Origin of the sequence: Pseudomonas sp. NPDC077186 (assembly GCF_044543505.1) — a bacterium.
Lineage (GTDB): Bacteria > Pseudomonadota > Gammaproteobacteria > Pseudomonadales > Pseudomonadaceae > Aquipseudomonas.
Genome location: NZ_JBITWE010000003.1, coordinates 242,408 through 257,562, shown reverse-complemented (window position 1 = coordinate 257,562; position 15,155 = coordinate 242,408). Strand labels below are relative to the sequence as shown.

The window sequence follows — 15,155 nt, the reverse complement described above, 5'->3', positions numbered from 1 at the left end:
CTCATTCCGGCGCCGCCGCGGGCTGCCACAGGCAGGTGCGGTTGCGCCCCTCGTGCTTGGCCCGGTACAGCGCCTGGTCGCCCTGGGCGAGCAGCTCGCCGGGCGCCTCGTCGCTGACCGGGTCGACCACGGTCAGGCCGATGCTCAGGCTCAGGCGGCCCAGCGGGCTGCCCGGGTGGGCGATGTCGAGGCGGGCGATGGCCGCGTGGATGCGCGCGGCGACGTGCTCGCCGCCCTCCAGACCGGTGTTGGCGAGGATAATGGCGAACTCCTCGCCGCCGTAGCGGCAGGCCACGTCGCCCTCGCGTTGCAGGCTCTCCTGCAGCACCGTGCTGACCCTGCGCAGGGCGTCGTCGCCGGCCAGGTGGCCGAGCGCGTCGTTGTAGGCCTTGAAGTGGTCGATATCCAGCATCAGCAGCGCCAGCGGCGCGCCGATGCGCCGCAGGCGGCGCCATTCGGCCTGTAGCTGCTGGTCGAAGTAGCGCCGGTTGTACAGCCCGGTCAGGCCGTCGAGCTGCGACAGGCGCTGCAGCTGGGCCTCCAGTTGCAGGCGCTCGCTGTTGTCGCGCGACACCGCGATCAAGTACTCGCGGCCGTGCAGCTGCACCAGCTGGGTGTTGATCTCGGCCGGCTGGCGGCTGCCGTCGCGGCGGATCAGCTCGCGCTGGAAGATTCGCGAGAGGTTGTCGCGCTGCGCCTGGCGCGCCTGCTCCAGCCAGCGGTGAAAGCCGGGCAGGAGTTTTTCCGGGTCGTCGCGCAGCAGCTGGGCGAACTGCTCGGGGCGATAGCCGAGGCTGGCGTAGGTGGCCTGGTTCATATGCAGCAGCTCGCGGCTGGCGCTGTCGAAGATGAACAGGCCGTCGTGGCTGGAGTCGGTCAGGTCGAGCACCAGCTGCAGGCGTTCGCGGTTCTCCGACAGGCGCTGCTCGGTTTCCTCGCGGCGCGTCGCCTCCACCTTGAAACGCCGGTTGGCCGCCTGCAGGGCGTGGGCGCGCTGGCTGTTCTCCAGGGCCAGGGCCAGGGCGGCGACCAGCAGCAGGCTGATCGCCAGGCCGGCGCCGAGCACCACGCCGGGCAGCGGCGTGTTCAGCTGGGCGAGCAACTGATCGGTAGGGCTCAGGCGCAAACTGAAGCCGCGGTTGTTGAGCAGCTGCAGCTCGACTCGCTGGCTCAGCCCTGGCGTGGCGTCGACCTGGCCGTGGCGAAACAGGCTGTGGCCGTTTTCCAGCAGCTCCAGGTTGAAGGCGTCGCGGTCGATCTGGCCGAGCAGCTGCAGCATCAGCGGCTCGACGCGAAACACCCCCTGGAGGAAGCCGTCGAATACCCGCGCGCCGCCCTCGTCGCGGTACAGCGGGGTGTAGAGGACGAAGCCGCGGCCGCCCTGGACCAGCTCGAAGCTGTTGGAGAAACGCTGTTCGCCGCTGTCGCGCGCCTGCATGGCCAGCGGGTAGTTGGGGTGCTCGGGAAACAGACGGAAGTTGCGCGCCGCCTCGTTACCGGCCAGTGGCAGCAGCCAGCGCATGCGCAGGTCGTCGCCGACCCATTGGATCGACTGATAGGCGGGGAAGCCGCGCAGCGCGTGGGCCACCTCCTCTTCCCAGCTGGCGCGCGGCAGCCGACCCAGGCTGTTCCACAGGCGGGCGATGCGTTCGAGGCTGGCCACTTCCAGGTGCAGGGTGCTTTCCAGCTGCCGGGCCAGGCTGCGCGCCTGGTAACCGAGGCGCTCGTCCAGGCGCTGCCGCTGCTCGCCTTCGAGCTGACGCCAGAGCAGCACGCTGGCGCTGCTCAGCACCACGAGGAGGAGGGCCAACGCCAGGCGCGCCGGCCAGGCGGAAGGTGCCGGCATGGGCGGACTCCGAAGGCTTCCCTGTGGTGATAGCACAGTGCCGGCTGCGACTCAACGCATGGCGAGAATCGCCGCCCATTCGGCCGCGCCCACCGGCATCACCGACAGCCGGCTGCCGCGCTGCACCAGCGCCAGTTCGGCCAGCAGTGGATTGTTCTTCAGCTGCGGCAGCGGCAGCACTTCGGCGAAGGCCTCGACGAACTCGACGTCCAGTGCGCTCCAGGGATTCTTCTCGGCACTGGCCTTGGCGTCGAAGTAGTGGCTGTCTGGCTCCAGCGCGGTGGGATCGGGGTAGACCGGCCCGGCGATGCGGCCGATGCCGGCGATGCCCGGCTGCGGGCAGCTGGAGTGGTAGAAGAAGAACAGCTCGCCCGGCGCCATGGCGCGCAGGAAGTTGCGCGCCTGGTAGTTGCGCACGCCGTCCCAGCGCGCGCGGCCCAGGCGCTGCAGGTCGTGGATGGATAATTCGTCGGGTTCGGACTTCATCAGCCAATAAGGCATGAACTTTGCTCCTGCAGACCGGTCCGTAAGCGGACGCTCGTTTGAGTGGAGATCTCCGACGGCCGGTTGGCGCCGGAAATTGCACAGTGCTCGGCACTGGCGGAAAATGCCCGGCTTAACGCTTGGCGACGTCGGATTGCATAAAACAATAACGCCGCGATCAACGTGCGCAGTTGCCTTGAAGGGGGAGGCAATAGATGAAACGCAAGCCAGATCTTTTGTGGGTTCTCGTAGTACTGTTCAGCCTGGGCGTGGTTACCACGGGTTACACCCAGAGCCTTTGGGAGCGTCAGCAGGACGTCCCGGTCAACGTGTCGCAGCAGCCCTGAGTTTCGGGTCGCCCGCCTCCAGCGCCGCAGGGAACGCGGTGCCACTTCCCCCAGGTAGGGTGCGCCGCGCGCACCGTGATCAGCCTAACCTCCAGCCTTCGATCTAGTACCAAGCCCTGTCCGTTACCGTCGCCTGCAAGGGCACGTCCCAGCTGGCCAGCGTCAGTTCGTCCACCCGCTGACATTCGTGCGCCAGACCCAATAGCGTCGGCTTGTGCCAATTTTTGCGCCTGTGCAGGTAGGCCAGGCTGCGGTCGTAGAAGCCGCCGCCCATGCCCAGGCGGCCGCCACGCGCGTCGAAGCCCACCAGCGGCAGCAGCACCAGGTCCAGCGCCCAGACCTTGCGTTGGCGCGCCGGCTGCGGGCGTGGCTCGAGGATGCGGAAGCGATTGCCGGCCAGCTTCTCGTGCCGATCGATGCGCTGGAACACCATCTTGGTGCGCGGCCAGGCGCTGAGCACCGGCAGGTAGGTGCGCTTGCCGCGCTGCTGCGCCGCGGCCAGCAGCGGTCGCGGATCGATCTCGCCGTCGCTGGGCAGGTACAGGGCGATATCGCGGGCGCGGCGAAAGCGCGGGTGTTGCGCCAGCTGGCGATACAGATTGCGCGCCGCCAGGCGTTGCTGGCTGCGGCTAAGCGCGCGGCGGCGCTGGCGCAGCAGGCGGCGCAATTGCGGGCGACTGGGGGCGGCGCTGGCGGTCATGAAGGAAGGCTGCGGAGCGAGGCGCAGCGGCCCGGGTGGGCGCTGGCTGAAAGGATGACTTCCCGGCGTGCCGCTGTCGGTTTAGCCCTTGAACCCGAAAGTTCAAGGTGGAGGATGCAGGAGGCGTTAAGGCTTTCCGTCAGGCGGACATGCACACCGGCCCCAACATGCAACCCCCGTGGTTGTGCGTATCGGCTCAGGGACATCCCCAACTGGCGCACACCCCAGGAAGTGGCGGCCAGTATACCCGAAGCCCACGGCCGAGGGGCGGCCTGCGACGAAGTGGCAGGCATGGCGGCTCAGGAGGCCTGGTCGTCGGTCAGCGCCTGGTCGACGCGGTCGAGCAGGTCGCGCACCTGCTGGCGCGTCGAACTGGCGTCCTGATCCAGGCGCTGCTGCTTGTGCAGCAGGTCGTGGGTGATGTTCAGCGCGGCCATCACCGCCACGCGGTCGGCGCCGATCACCTTGCCGCTGGTGCGGATCTCGCGCATCTTGCCGTCCAGATAACGGGCGGCGCTTTCCAGGTTGGCGCGTTCGTCCTGCGGGCAGGCGATGCAATATTCTTTGTCCAGGATATGGACGGTCACGGTGTTCGACTGGGTCATGTGTCCTGCTCCAGGGCTTTGAGGCGCGAAATCATCGATTCGACCTTGTGCCGGGCCAATTCGTTCTTTTCGATCAGATGGGCGCGTTCCTCGCGCCAGGCCTGTTCATTCGCCAGCAGGAGTCGGTTGTGAGCCTTGAGCTGCTCGACGCGCTGGATCAGCAGTTCCAGCTTGGCGGTCAATACGTGCAGATCGGCGTCTTCCATGGGCTCTCGCTTCGGGAGGGAATGGCTGGACTATATAGGCGTGTCGCGGCGGCGGGTCAAACCCTGGCGGCCGCGGCGTGACCAGCACGTCGCTGGCGCCCCGGCGGCCTCGGATGGTCTTGGCGCGCCTGCCGGTGCTAGGATACGAGGCCTCCATTCTAGAGATTGCGCCGTCTGGCGCCTAGCTATCTATGTCGACTCCCAGCTCCCCTTACGCCGCCTTCGCCGCCCTGCTGAGCAGCGCCGGGCATTCCGTTTCTCCCGCCGAACTGCACGGCCTGCTGCTTGGCCGCAGTTGCGCCGGCGCCGGCTTCGACGCCGAGGCCTGGCTGCTCGACGCCGCCGAGTTGCTCGGCAGCGAGCCGCAGGACAACGTGCGCCAGGCGCTGATCGGCCTGCAGGAGATGGTCAAGGGCGAGCTGTGCAGCGAAGACGTCACCCTGGTTCTGCTGTTGCCGGACGACGAGGCGCCGCTGGCGCAGCGCGCCGTCGCCCTCGGCCAGTGGTGCCAGGGCTTTCTCGGCGGCTTCGGCCTGACCGCCCGCGACGGCGCGCTGAGCGGCGAGGCCATGGAAGTGTTGCAGGACCTGTCCGCCATCGCCCAGGTGCAGAGCGCCCTGGAGGAATCCGAGGATGGCGAGAGCGATTACATGGAAGTCATGGAATACCTGCGCGTGGCACCGCTGCTGCTGTTCGCCGAGTGCGCCAAACCTGCGGCGCCCGCGGCCAAACCCTCCCTGCACTGAGTTCTTCCGGAGCCCGTCTTGATCAGCATCCCCAAGTCCGAATATGCCCGTCGGCGCAAGGCGCTGATGGCGCAGATGGAGCCCAACAGCATCGCCATCCTGCCGGCGGCGCCGGTGTATATCCGCAACCGCGACGTCGAGCACGTCTACCGCCAGGACAGTGACTTCCAGTACCTCACCGGCTTCCCCGAGCCGGAAGCGGTGATGGCGCTGATCCCCGGTCGCGAGCATGGCGAGTACGTGTTGTTCTGCCGCGAGCGCGACCCCGAGCGCGAGCTGTGGGACGGCCTGCGCGCCGGCCAGGACGGGGCGATCGCCAACTACGGCGCCGACGACGCCTTCCCCATCGGCGATATCGACGACATCCTGCCCGGCCTGATCGAGGGGCGCGAGCGGGTCTACTACGCCATCGGTTGCAACCAGGAGTTCGATCACCGGCTGATGGAGTGGATCAACCATATCCGCGCCAAGGCTCGCCAGGGCGCCACGCCGCCCAACGAGTTCGTCGCCCTCGACCACCTGCTGCACGACATGCGCCTGTACAAGTCGGCCGCCGAAGTGAAGGTGATGCGCGAGGCCGCCGAGATCAGCGCGCGCGCCCACGTGCGTGCCATGCAGGCCAGCCGCGCCGGGCTGTTCGAGTACCACCTGGAAGCCGAACTGGATTACGAGTTCCGCAAGGGCGGGGCGAAGATGCCGGCCTACGGCAGCATCGTCGCCGCCGGCAAGAACGCCTGCATCCTGCACTACCGCGAGAACGACGCGGCGCTCAAGGACGGCGATCTGGTGCTGATCGACGCCGGTTGCGAGATCGACTGCTACGCCAGCGACATCACCCGTACCTTCCCGGTCGGCGGCAAGTTCTCCGCCGAGCAGAAGGCCATCTACGAGCTGGTGCTGGCCGCGCAGGAGGCCGCCTTCAAGGAGATCGCCCCGGGCAAGCACTGGAACGAGGCGCACGAGGCCACCGTGCGGGTTATCACCGCCGGCCTGGTCGAACTCGGCCTGCTCGAGGGCGAGGTCGAGGCGCTGATCGCCAGCGAGGCCTACAAGGCCTTCTACATGCACCGCGCCGGCCACTGGCTGGGCATGGACGTGCACGATGTCGGCGACTACAAGGTCGGCGGCGAGTGGCGCGTGCTCGAGCCGGGCATGGCGATGACCGTGGAGCCGGGCATCTATATCGGCGTGGACAATGAAAAGGTCGCCAAGAAGTGGCGCGGCATCGGCGTGCGCATCGAGGACGACGTGGTGGTGACCAAGAGCGGCTGCGAGATTCTCACCCACGGCGTGCCCAAGACCGTCGCCGAGATCGAGGCGCTGATGGCCGCCGCGCGCAGTCAGGCCGCCTGAGCCGATGAGTCGCGTGCAGCTGGCGATCATCGACGGTGGGGCTATGGATGGAGCGCTCGGCGCGAGCCTGGCCCAGGTGGTGGAGACGTGCCGATGACGCGAGTGCAGTTGGCCATTATCGGCGGCGGCCTGGTCGGCGCGAGCCTGGCCCTGGCGCTACAGGACACGGCGCGCCAGCGCGGCTGGCGCATCGCCCTGATCGAGCCCTTCGCCCCCGGCAGCAGCTATCAGCCCAGCTACGACGCGCGTTCCACCGCGCTGTCCTACGGCAGCCGGCTGATCTACGAACGCCTGGGCCTGTGGCAGGCCATCGCCCAGCGCGCCGAGGCGATCCAGCAGATTCACGTCTCCGACCGCGGCCGTTTCGGCGCCGCGCGCCTGCAAGCCATCGAGGAGGGCGTGCCGGCGCTCGGCTACGTGGTGGAGAATGCCTGGATCGGCCACTGCCTGTGGCAGGCGCTCGACGCCGAGGTGGTGCAGTGGTACTGCCCGGCCGAGGTCACCGCGTTGCAGCGTCTGGACGACGGCTACCGCCTGAGTCTGAGCGACGAGCGCCAGCTCGACTGCGACCTGGCCGTGCTGGCCGATGGCGGCCGTTCCGGCCTGCGCGAGCAGCTGGGCATAGGCGTTAGCCTCAAGCCCTACGGGCAGAGCGCGCTGATCGCCAATGTCACGCCGCTGGAGGCCCATCGCGGCCAGGCCTTCGAACGCTTCACCGACGACGGGCCGATGGCCCTGCTGCCGCTGGAAGGCAACCGTTGCGCCCTGGTCTGGACCCGCGCCAGCGCCGATGCCGAGCGCCTGCTCGAGCTGAGCGACGCGGCCTTTCTCGCCGAGCTGCAGCAGGCCTTCGGCTACCGCCTAGGCGCCTTGCGCCAGGTCGGCGCACGCCATCTCTATCCGCTGAGCCTGGTCGAGGCGCAGGAGCAGGTGCGGCCGCACCTGGTGGTGTTGGGCAACGCCGCGCACAGCCTGCACCCCATCGCCGGGCAGGGCTACAACCTGTCGCTGCGCGACACCCTGGCGCTGGCCGAGGCGCTGCAGGCCGCCAGCGCGCCGCTCGGCGACTTCGCCACCCTGCAGGGCTACCTGCAGCGCCAGCAACTGGACCAGCAGCTGACCGTCGGCTTCTCCGACCGGGTCACCCGGCTGTTCAGCAATGCCCAGCCGTTGCTCACCGCCGGGCGCAACCTCGGCCTGCTCGGTCTCGACCTGCTGCCGCCGGCCAAGCGCTGGTTCGCTCGCCAGGCCATGGGCCTGGGGACTCGTAGTCTGTGAGAGCGCTGCATGACCTGCTGTGCGCCGGTTCTACTAGGCCTGAAATGCCGGCGCATCGATGCATTCGGGGCTGTGTAGGGTGTGCCGTGCGCACCGTGGTTTCGAGGATGGTGCGCACAGCGCACCCTACGGATTGAGAAAATGGATATGCGCGCGGATCTGATCATCGTCGGTGCCGGTATGGTCGGCAGCGCCCTGGCGCTGGCCCTGGAGCACAGCGGCCTGGAAATTCTGCTGGTGGACGGCAGCCCGTTGCGCCTGGCGCCGTTCGACCCGGCTGCCGCCTTCGAGCCGCGGGTCAGCGCCCTGTCCATGGCCAGCCAGCGCATCCTTGCGCGCCTCGGCGCCTGGGACGGCATCGCCGCGCGGCGCGCCTGCGCCTATGGCGAGATGCGCGTGTGGGACGGCAGCGGCACCGGCAGCATCCATTTCGCCGCGGCCAGCGTGCATGCCGAGGCGCTCGGCCACATAGTCGAGAATCGTGTGGTGCAGGACGCCCTGCTCGAACGCCTGCACGACAGCCAGCTCGGCCTGCTGCCCGGCGCACGTCTGGAGCAGCTGCGCCGCAGCGGCGACGACTGGCTGCTGACCCTGGAGGGCGGCCGCCAGCTGCGCGCGCCGTTGCTGGTGGCGGCCGATGGCGGCAACTCGGCGGTGCGCCGCCTGGCCGGCTGCGCCAGCCGCGAGTGGGATTACCTGCACCACGCCATCGTCACCAGCGTGCGGGTCGAGCGCCCGCACCAGGCCACCGCCTGGCAGCGCTTCACCGACGACGGCCCGCTGGCCTTCCTGCCGCTGGCAGGGCCTGCCGGCGAGCACTGGTGCTCGATCGTCTGGTCCACCGTACCGGCCGAGGCCGAACGCCTGATGGCGCTGGACGACGACGGCTTCTGCGTCGAGCTGGGCAAGGCCTTCGAGCACCGCCTCGGCCAGGTGCTGCATGCCGACCGCCGCCTGTGCATCCCGCTGCGTCAGCGTCACGCCAAGCGTTACGTCGAGCCGGGGCTGGCGCTGATCGGCGACGCCGCGCATACCATCCACCCGCTGGCGGGGCAGGGGGTCAACCTGGGCTTTCTCGACGCCGCGGTGCTGGCCGAGGTGCTGCTGCACGCCGCCGGGCGTGGCGAGAACCTGAGCGAGGAGCGCGTGCTGAGCCGCTTCGAACGTCGGCGCATGCCGCACAACCTGGCGATGATGGCGGCGATGGAGGGCTTCCAGCGCCTGTTTCAGGCCGACCCCTTGCCGCTGCGGCTGCTGCGCAACGTCGGCCTCGATCTGGTCGACGGCCAGGCCGAGGCCAAGGCGCTGTTCGTGCGCCAGGCGCTGGGGCTGAGCGGCGACCTGCCGGCGCTGGCGCGTGCCCTGTAACACTCGTTGACTTTTGTTGATGTGTTTACGTTGAGAAGGCAAATAACATTCACTACTATTCAGCCACTTTGTTCACCCACAAGAGGCTGATCCCATGAAGGCTCGCAACGCACTACTCGCTGCATTCACCCTCGGCACCCTGGCAACCGCCGTCCAGGCCGCAGACGAGGTGGTGGTCTACTCCGCCCGTATCGACGAGCTGATCAAGCCGGTATTCGATCTCTACACCGAGAAGACCGGGGTCAAGGTGAAGTTCATCACCGACAAGGAAGCCCCGCTGATCGCCCGTCTCAAGGCCGAAGGTGCCAACACCCCGGCTGACCTGCTGATCACCGTCGACGCCGGCAACCTCTGGCAGGCCGAGCAGGAAGGCGTGCTGCAGCCGACCAAATCCGATGTCATCAGCGCCAATATCCCCGCCCAGTACCGTTCCAGCAGCGACAGCTGGACCGGCCTGTCGCTGCGCGCGCGGACCATCTTCTACTCCACCGAGCGGGTCAAGCCGGAAGAGCTGTCCACCTACGAGGCGCTGGCCGACAAGAACTGGGAAGGCCGCCTGTGCCTGCGCACCAGCAAGAAGGTCTACAACCAGTCGCTGACCGCCACCCTGATCGAGACCCACGGCGCCGAGAAGACCGAGCAGATCGTCAAGGGTTGGGTGAACAACCTGGCCACCGACGTGTTCGCCGACGACACCGCGCTGCTGCAGGCCATCGACGCCGGCCAGTGCGACGTCGGCATCACCAACACCTACTACTACGGCCGCCTGCACAAGCAGCAGCCGGATCTGAAGGTCAAGCCGTTCTGGCCGAACCAGAACGACCGTGGCGTGCACGTCAACCTGGCCGGCGCCGGCGTGACCAAGCACGCGCCGCACCCGGAGCAGGCCCGCAAGCTGCTGGAGTGGATGACCACCGCGGAAGCGCAGAGCATCTTCGCCGGCGTCAACCAGGAGTTCCCGGCCAACCCGGCAGTTGCGCCGTCCGAGGAAGTGGCCGCCTGGGGCAGCTTCAAGGCCGACTCCATCGCCACCGAAGTGGCCGGCAAGCGCCAGGCCGAAGCGACCATGCTGATGGACCGCGCCGGCTGGCAATAAGCGGCAAGCCGCAAGCGTCAAGCTGCAAGAGGGCCGGCTCTTTTGTAGCTTGAAGCTTGTGGCTTGAAGCTTACGGTTATACTGCGACGCCCCGCCTAGCCGGGGCGTCGTCTTTTCCGCCGTCGAGGAATCCACGTGCCGCATCCCGTCCAGCGTCGCTGGTACCCCATCGTCTTCGCCGTCGTCCTGCTGGTGCTGCTGCCGCTGTCGGTGTTGCTGCTCAGTTGGCACGAGGTGGACCGGCAGATCTGGACGCACCTGTGGCAGACGCAGATGGCGCGGCTGATCGGCAATACCCTGACCCTGGTGCTCGGTGTCGGCGTCGGCGTGACCCTGCTGGGCGTCAGCCTGGCCTGGCTCACCAGCCTCTGCGAGTTTCCCGGGCGGCGCTGGCTGGACTGGGCGCTGATGCTGCCCTTCGCCATTCCCGCCTATGTGCTGGCCTTCGTCTTCGTCGGCCTGCTGGATTTCGCCGGGCCGCTGCAGACCCTGCTGCGCGACTGGTTCGGCAGTGGCCTGCGGCTGCCGCGGGTGCGTTCCACCGGCGGGGTAATCGTCGTTCTGGTGCTGGTGTTCTACCCCTACGTCTACCTGCTCGCCCGCGGCGCCTTCCTGGCCCAGGGCAAGGGCTTGATGGAGGCCGCGCGGGTGCTCGGCCAGAGCCCCTGGCAGGCCTTCTGGCGCGTCGCCCTGCCCATGGCGCGGCCGGCCATCGGCGCCGGCCTGGCCCTGGCGATCATGGAGACCCTGGCCGATTTCGGCGCGGTCTCGGTGTTCAACTTCGACACCTTCACCACCGCCATCTACAAGACCTGGTACAGCTTCTACAGCCTGACCAGCGCCACCCAGCTGGCCAGCCTGCTGCTGCTGGCGGTGGCGCTGGTGCTCTACGGCGAGCGCCGCGCCCGCGGCGCCGCGCGCCCGGCCAACGAACGCCCGCGCGGCCAGGCGTTGTACCAGTTGCACGGCTGGCGGGCCTTCGCCGCCAGCGCCTGGTGCGGCCTGGTGTTCGCCTGCGCCTTCGTCATCCCGCTGCTGCAGCTGTTGGTGTGGTTCTGGCAGCGCGGCCGCTTCGACCTCGACGAGCGCTACGCCGGGCTGATCCTGCATACCCTCTACCTGGGCGGCATGGCGGCGCTGATCACGGTCGCGGTGGCCATGCTGCTGGCCTTCGCCCGGCGCCAGGCGCCGACCCGCGGGGTGCGCGTCGGCGTGGCCCTGGGCAATATCGGCTACGCCCTGCCGGGCTCGGTGCTGGCGGTGGCGATCATGCTGGCGTTCAGTTTCCTCGACCGCGAGCTGGTGATCCCGCTGTCCGGCGCCCTCGGCGGCGCCGGCAAGCCGCTGCTGCTGGGCAGCCTGGCGGCGCTGTTGGTGGCCTACCTGATCCGCTTCATGGCGGTGGCCTTCGGCCCGCTGGAAACCAGCCTGGCGCGTATCCGCCCGTCGCTGCCGGAGGCTTCGCGCAGCCTCGGCGTCGGCGGCATCGGCCTGTTCTTGCGGGTCTATCTGCCGCTGCTGCTGCCGGGCACCCTGTCCGCCGCGCTGCTGGTGTTCGTCGACGTGCTCAAGGAGATGCCGGCCACCCTGCTGATGCGCCCCTTCGGCTGGGACACCCTGTCGGTGCGGGTATTCGAGATGACCAGCGAGGGCGAGTGGGCCCGTGCGGCGTTGCCGGCGCTGACCCTGATACTGGTCGGCCTGCTGCCGGTGATCCTGCTGATCCGCCGTTCGGCGCGGCGGATCGGCTAACCGAGGGCGACCTTCGGTCAGGATGACCCCTGCCGACCTTGCGGCTACAATGCGCGCCATTCGCGAGCCGGGGTAACCGGCAGGTGTGTCGAGAAGCGTCAGCGAGGCGGCCAGTGCAAGGCGCAGACAGGCGAGAAAGCGCAGTGTGCTTTTGCACATGAGCATTTTGAGCCTGGCTGCAACGCAGCAATGGCAACGCAGCCAGCTTCTCGGGGGCCTGAATCGCTTCGCCAAGCCCGGAAGGAGAAACCCATGGGACAGCGTACCCCCCTCTATGACCTGCATCTGGCGCTGGGCGCCAAGATGGTCGATTTCGGCGGCTGGGACATGCCGCTGCACTACGGCTCGCAGGTGGAGGAGCATCATCAGGTGCGCCGCGAGTGCGGCGTGTTCGACGTCTCGCACATGTGCGTGGTGGACGTCGCCGGCAGCCAGGCGCAGGCCTATCTGCAGCGCCTGCTGGCAGGCGACGTGGCGCGCCTGGAGGGCGTCGGCAAGGCGCTGTACAGCGCCATGCTCAACGAGCAGGGCGGGGTGATCGACGACCTCATCGTCTACCTCACCAGCTCTGCTGCCCAGGAGCAGGGCTACCGCCTGGTGGTCAACGCCGGCACCCGTGACAAGGACCTGGCCTGGATGCACGCCCAGGCCGGCGACTATGAGGTCGAACTGCGCGAGCGCCGCGACCTGGCCATGCTCGCCATCCAGGGCCCGCGCGCCCGTGCCCGCGTCGCCGAGCTGACGACCCAGGCGCGCGCCGCGCTGATCCACGAGCTCAAGCCGTTCCAGGGCCTGCCCGAGGGCGACTGGTTTATCGCCCGCACCGGCTACACCGGCGAGGACGGCCTGGAGATCATCCTGCCGGCCAGCGAAGTCGTCGCCTTGCTCAACGAACTGGTCGGCGCCGGCATCGCCCCCATCGGCCTCGGCGCGCGCGACACCCTGCGCCTGGAGGCGGGGATGAACCTCTACGGCCAGGACATGGACGAGAGCGTCTCGCCGCTGGCCGCCAACCTGGCCTGGACCATCGCCTGGGAACCGGCCGCGCGCGATTTCATCGGCCGCGCCGCGCTGCAGGCGCAGCGCGCCGCCGGTTGCCCGAGCAAGCTGGTCGGCCTGGTGCTGGAGGAGCGCGGCGTGCTGCGCGCGCATCAGGTGGTGCGCGTCGAGGGCATCGGCGACGGTGAGATCACCAGCGGCAGCTTCTCGCCGACGCTGAACAAGTCCATCGCCCTGGCCCGCGTGCCGGCGGCCACCGGCGAGCGCGCCGAGGTGGAGATCCGCGGCAAGTGGTACCCGGTGCGGGTGGTCAAGCCGAGCTTTGTACGTAACGGCAAGACCCTGATCTGAATCCCCTGACCGCGGCGCGGACTTTCGCTCCCGCCGCGGCCTGCTAAATTGTCCTGACGGCCCGCTTGCCGTCATCGCTTACGAGGAAGCACACATGAGCAATATTCCCGCCGATCTGCGTTACGCCGCCAGCCACGAGTGGGCGCGCCTGGAGGCCGACGGCAGCGTGACCGTGGGCATTTCCGACCACGCCCAGGAAGCCCTCGGCGATGTGGTGTTCATCGAGCTGCCGGAGATCGGCAAGCAGCTGGACGCCGGCCAGGAAGCCGGGGTGGTGGAGTCGGTCAAGGCCGCCTCCGACATCTACGCGCCGATCGGCGGCGAGGTGATCGCCATCAACGAGGCGCTGGCCGACAGCCCCGAGAGCGTCAACAGCGACCCCTACGGCAGCTGGTTCTTCAAGCTCAAGCCGAGCGATGCCAGCGAGCTGAACAAGCTGCTCGACGCCGCCGCCTACCAGGCCGCTGCCGACGCCGATTCCTGATCGGCGGCAACGCCCAGAGAACCCGCTTCGGCGGGTTTTTGCGTTTATGGCGGTACATCCGGGCTAGGCCTTGACCGTTGGTCGTCGTGGTTAACACTTTTCAAAAATACAATATATAAAAATACATATTGTATTTGTCTAAGGTGTAGCCATGAGCGATGCCCTCGATATCCAGCAGCTGCGCGCCAATGCCGATGCCGCCGGCCAGCTGCTCAAGGCCCTGGCCAACCCGGACCGTCTGCTGCTGCTGTGCCAGCTGGCCCAGGGCGAGCGCAACGTCAGCGAGCTGGAGGCCTTGCTCGGCATCCAGCAACCGACCCTGTCGCAGCAGCTGGCCGTGCTGCGTCGCGAGGGGTTGGTGGAAACCCGTCGCGACGGCAAGCAGATCTTCTATCGCATCAGCAGCCCGGCGGCGCTGGCGGTGATCGAGACGCTGTACCGGCTGTTCTGCGAGGGCCAGGAGCAATGAGCATCGACTGGAACGCCTTCACCCCCTGGAGCGCGCTGGCCGGCGGCGCGCTGATCGGCCTGGCGGCGGCCCTCTTCGCCCTGGCCAACGGCCGCATCGCCGGCATCAGCGGCCTGCTCGGCAGCCTGCTGCAGCCGGGGGCGCAGGGCCGTGGCGAAGCGGCGCTGTTTCTTCTCGGCCTGTTGCTCGCGCCGCTGCTGTGGGGTCTGTTCGCGGTCTTGCCCGAGATTGAGTTCGCCAGCGGTGCCCTTGGCCTGATCGCTGCCGGCCTGCTGGTCGGTATCGGCACGCGCTACGGCTCGGGTTGCACCAGCGGCCATGGCGTGTGCGGCGTTTCGCGCCTGTCGCCGCGCTCGTTGGTGGCGACCCTGTGCTTTATGGCCGCGGGTTTCGCCACGGTATTTGTCCTGCGTCATCTGTTGGGGGGCTGAACATGGCCAGACTCAGTGCATTCGCCTGCGGCCTGTTGTTCGGCCTGGGGTTGCTGCTGGCCGGCATGGCCAACCCGGCCAAGGTGCTGGCCTTTCTCGACCTGGCCGGCGCCTGGGACCCCTCGCTGGCGCTGGTGATGGTCGGCGCCATTGCGGTCGCGGCCCTGCCCTTGCACCTGGCGGGCAAACGTTCCCGTACGCTGCTGGGCGCTGCCATGCAGCTGCCGACGCGGCGCGAGCTGGATGCCCGGCTGATCGGCGGCAGCCTGCTGTTCGGTGCCGGCTGGGGCATCGCCGGCGTGTGCCCGGGGCCGGCCGTGGCCATTCTGCTCAGCGGGCACTGGCAGGCGCTATTGTTCGTCGCCGCGCTGCTCGCCGGGATGCTGATCTTTGCCGTGCTGGAGCGCCGACGCGGCCGCTGACCGAGGAGGTCGTCATGCAACGCAATGTGGGAAAGTTCGACCGCAGCCTGCGCATCGCCGCCGGGCTGATCCTGATCGGCCCCAGCCTGTCCGGCGTCATCGGTCTGCTGCCGCTGGCCAGCGAAATCTTCCGCTTCTGTCCGGCCTATCCGCTGTTAGGCGTCAATACTTGTAAGTCCAAATCCTGAATCGCAAGGGGCGGGCGACTCGCCGTCGCCC

General features: G+C 68.4%; 18 protein-coding genes and 1 other RNA gene. 13 read left to right on the top strand and 6 right to left on the bottom strand.

Annotation, left to right across the window (positions count from 1 at the left end; genetic code table 11):
• Position 1: 1 nt before the first annotated feature.
• Entirely contained in the window at positions 2–1,846 is a 1,845-nt protein-coding gene (locus tag ACIGKL_RS13145) for a diguanylate cyclase (protein WP_397487076.1), read from the bottom strand.
• A 51-nt stretch (positions 1,847–1,897) separates the two neighbouring features.
• Positions 1,898–2,347 (bottom strand): EVE domain-containing protein, encoded by a 450-nt coding sequence (locus tag ACIGKL_RS13140; RefSeq protein WP_397487075.1) that lies wholly within the window; start codon positions 2,345–2,347, stop codon positions 1,898–1,900.
• A gap of 197 nt (positions 2,348–2,544) precedes the next feature.
• Here ACIGKL_RS13140 and ACIGKL_RS13135 point away from each other — a divergent pair, with 197 nt between their 5' ends.
• Positions 2,545–2,676 carry a hypothetical protein gene (locus ACIGKL_RS13135; protein WP_397487074.1) on the top strand — a complete coding sequence of 44 codons (132 nt, stop codon included), beginning with the start codon at positions 2,545–2,547 and terminating at the stop codon, positions 2,674–2,676.
• A 103-nt stretch (positions 2,677–2,779) separates the two neighbouring features.
• Here the strand turns inward: ACIGKL_RS13135 and ACIGKL_RS13130 are convergent, their stop codons facing one another.
• From ACIGKL_RS13130 to ACIGKL_RS13115, 4 genes are all read right to left on the bottom strand, one after another.
• The gene (locus ACIGKL_RS13130; RefSeq protein ID WP_397487073.1) at positions 2,780–3,376 is read right to left on the bottom strand and encodes a 5-formyltetrahydrofolate cyclo-ligase; all 597 of its coding nucleotides are present in this window, start codon (positions 3,374–3,376) and stop codon (positions 2,780–2,782) included.
• A 55-nt stretch (positions 3,377–3,431) separates the two neighbouring features.
• Positions 3,432–3,610, bottom strand: a non-coding RNA gene (gene ssrS / locus ACIGKL_RS13125) — 6S RNA.
• Positions 3,611–3,675: 65 nt separating this feature from the next.
• Entirely contained in the window at positions 3,676–3,981 is a 306-nt protein-coding gene (locus ACIGKL_RS13120) for a cell division protein ZapA (protein WP_397487072.1), read from the bottom strand.
• Entirely contained in the window at positions 3,978–4,187 is a 210-nt protein-coding gene (locus ACIGKL_RS13115; RefSeq protein ID WP_004373292.1) for a TIGR02449 family protein, read from the bottom strand. The genes ACIGKL_RS13120 and ACIGKL_RS13115 overlap by 4 nt, the downstream gene beginning before the upstream one ends.
• A 191-nt stretch (positions 4,188–4,378) precedes the next feature.
• On the opposite strand from ACIGKL_RS13115, the gene ACIGKL_RS13110 reads away from it, so the two are divergent.
• The 12 genes from ACIGKL_RS13110 (at position 4,379) to ACIGKL_RS13055 (ending at position 15,124) form a co-directional block, all read left to right on the top strand.
• On the top strand, positions 4,379–4,933 hold the full coding sequence (locus ACIGKL_RS13110; RefSeq protein WP_397487071.1) for a YecA family protein: 555 nt from the start codon (positions 4,379–4,381) through the stop codon (positions 4,931–4,933).
• Positions 4,934–4,951: 18 nt separating this feature from the next.
• Positions 4,952–6,286, top strand: a complete 1,335-nt coding sequence (pepP, locus tag ACIGKL_RS13105) for a Xaa-Pro aminopeptidase (protein ID WP_397487070.1) — start codon at positions 4,952–4,954, stop codon at positions 6,284–6,286.
• Between the two features lie 93 nt (positions 6,287–6,379).
• The gene (gene ubiH, locus ACIGKL_RS13100) at positions 6,380–7,564 is read left to right on the top strand and encodes a 2-octaprenyl-6-methoxyphenyl hydroxylase (RefSeq protein WP_397487069.1); all 1,185 of its coding nucleotides are present in this window, start codon (positions 6,380–6,382) and stop codon (positions 7,562–7,564) included.
• Positions 7,565–7,711: 147 nt separating this feature from the next.
• Positions 7,712–8,932 carry a 2-octaprenyl-3-methyl-6-methoxy-1,4-benzoquinol hydroxylase gene (locus ACIGKL_RS13095; RefSeq protein ID WP_397487467.1) on the top strand — a complete coding sequence of 407 codons (1,221 nt, stop codon included), beginning with the start codon at positions 7,712–7,714 and terminating at the stop codon, positions 8,930–8,932.
• A gap of 94 nt (positions 8,933–9,026) precedes the next feature.
• Positions 9,027–10,028, top strand: a complete 1,002-nt coding sequence (locus tag ACIGKL_RS13090; RefSeq protein ID WP_397487068.1) for an extracellular solute-binding protein — start codon at positions 9,027–9,029, stop codon at positions 10,026–10,028.
• Positions 10,029–10,163: 135 nt separating this feature from the next.
• Positions 10,164–11,780 carry an ABC transporter permease gene (locus tag ACIGKL_RS13085; protein ID WP_397487067.1) on the top strand — a complete coding sequence of 539 codons (1,617 nt, stop codon included), beginning with the start codon at positions 10,164–10,166 and terminating at the stop codon, positions 11,778–11,780.
• A gap of 252 nt (positions 11,781–12,032) precedes the next feature.
• Positions 12,033–13,130, top strand: a complete 1,098-nt coding sequence (gene gcvT, locus ACIGKL_RS13080) for a glycine cleavage system aminomethyltransferase GcvT (protein WP_397487066.1) — start codon at positions 12,033–12,035, stop codon at positions 13,128–13,130.
• A 94-nt stretch (positions 13,131–13,224) separates the two neighbouring features.
• Positions 13,225–13,614: a glycine cleavage system protein GcvH gene (gcvH, locus tag ACIGKL_RS13075; RefSeq protein ID WP_397487065.1), complete on the top strand. Its 390-nt coding sequence runs from the start codon at positions 13,225–13,227 to the stop codon at positions 13,612–13,614.
• 151 nt (positions 13,615–13,765) lie between these two features.
• On the top strand, positions 13,766–14,083 hold the full coding sequence (locus ACIGKL_RS13070; RefSeq protein ID WP_397487064.1) for a metalloregulator ArsR/SmtB family transcription factor: 318 nt from the start codon (positions 13,766–13,768) through the stop codon (positions 14,081–14,083).
• Entirely contained in the window at positions 14,080–14,514 is a 435-nt protein-coding gene (locus ACIGKL_RS13065; RefSeq protein WP_397487063.1) for a YeeE/YedE family protein, read from the top strand. The genes ACIGKL_RS13070 and ACIGKL_RS13065 overlap by 4 nt, the downstream gene beginning before the upstream one ends.
• A gap of 2 nt (positions 14,515–14,516) precedes the next feature.
• The gene (locus tag ACIGKL_RS13060; protein WP_397487062.1) at positions 14,517–14,936 is read left to right on the top strand and encodes a DUF6691 family protein; all 420 of its coding nucleotides are present in this window, start codon (positions 14,517–14,519) and stop codon (positions 14,934–14,936) included.
• A gap of 14 nt (positions 14,937–14,950) precedes the next feature.
• The gene (locus tag ACIGKL_RS13055) at positions 14,951–15,124 is read left to right on the top strand and encodes a DUF2892 domain-containing protein (RefSeq protein ID WP_397487061.1); all 174 of its coding nucleotides are present in this window, start codon (positions 14,951–14,953) and stop codon (positions 15,122–15,124) included.
• Positions 15,125–15,155 lie beyond the last annotated feature (31 nt).

Excerpts from the sequence above, each read along its gene's own strand:
- ACIGKL_RS13145 (WP_397487076.1), bottom strand. The coding sequence starts at position 1,846 with ATGCCGGCACCTTCCGCCTGGCCGGCGCGCCTGGCGTTGGCCCTCCTC.
- gcvH (WP_397487065.1), top strand. The coding sequence starts at position 13,225 with ATGAGCAATATTCCCGCCGATCTGCGTTACGCCGCCAGCCACGAGTGG.
- ACIGKL_RS13120 (WP_397487072.1), bottom strand. The coding sequence starts at position 3,981 with ATGACCCAGTCGAACACCGTGACCGTCCATATCCTGGACAAAGAATAT.
- ACIGKL_RS13095 (WP_397487467.1), top strand. The coding sequence starts at position 7,712 with ATGCGCGCGGATCTGATCATCGTCGGTGCCGGTATGGTCGGCAGCGCC.
- ACIGKL_RS13135 (WP_397487074.1), top strand. The coding sequence starts at position 2,545 with ATGAAACGCAAGCCAGATCTTTTGTGGGTTCTCGTAGTACTGTTCAGC.
- ACIGKL_RS13130 (WP_397487073.1), bottom strand. The coding sequence starts at position 3,376 with ATGACCGCCAGCGCCGCCCCCAGTCGCCCGCAATTGCGCCGCCTGCTG.
- ubiH (WP_397487069.1), top strand. The coding sequence starts at position 6,380 with ATGACGCGAGTGCAGTTGGCCATTATCGGCGGCGGCCTGGTCGGCGCG.
- ACIGKL_RS13055 (WP_397487061.1), top strand. The coding sequence starts at position 14,951 with ATGCAACGCAATGTGGGAAAGTTCGACCGCAGCCTGCGCATCGCCGCC.
- ACIGKL_RS13140 (WP_397487075.1), bottom strand. The coding sequence starts at position 2,347 with ATGCCTTATTGGCTGATGAAGTCCGAACCCGACGAATTATCCATCCAC.
- ACIGKL_RS13090 (WP_397487068.1), top strand. The coding sequence starts at position 9,027 with ATGAAGGCTCGCAACGCACTACTCGCTGCATTCACCCTCGGCACCCTG.
- ACIGKL_RS13115 (WP_004373292.1), bottom strand. The coding sequence starts at position 4,187 with ATGGAAGACGCCGATCTGCACGTATTGACCGCCAAGCTGGAACTGCTG.
- gcvT (WP_397487066.1), top strand. The coding sequence starts at position 12,033 with ATGGGACAGCGTACCCCCCTCTATGACCTGCATCTGGCGCTGGGCGCC.
- ACIGKL_RS13060 (WP_397487062.1), top strand. The coding sequence starts at position 14,517 with ATGGCCAGACTCAGTGCATTCGCCTGCGGCCTGTTGTTCGGCCTGGGG.
- ACIGKL_RS13070 (WP_397487064.1), top strand. The coding sequence starts at position 13,766 with ATGAGCGATGCCCTCGATATCCAGCAGCTGCGCGCCAATGCCGATGCC.
- ACIGKL_RS13065 (WP_397487063.1), top strand. The coding sequence starts at position 14,080 with ATGAGCATCGACTGGAACGCCTTCACCCCCTGGAGCGCGCTGGCCGGC.
- ACIGKL_RS13110 (WP_397487071.1), top strand. The coding sequence starts at position 4,379 with ATGTCGACTCCCAGCTCCCCTTACGCCGCCTTCGCCGCCCTGCTGAGC.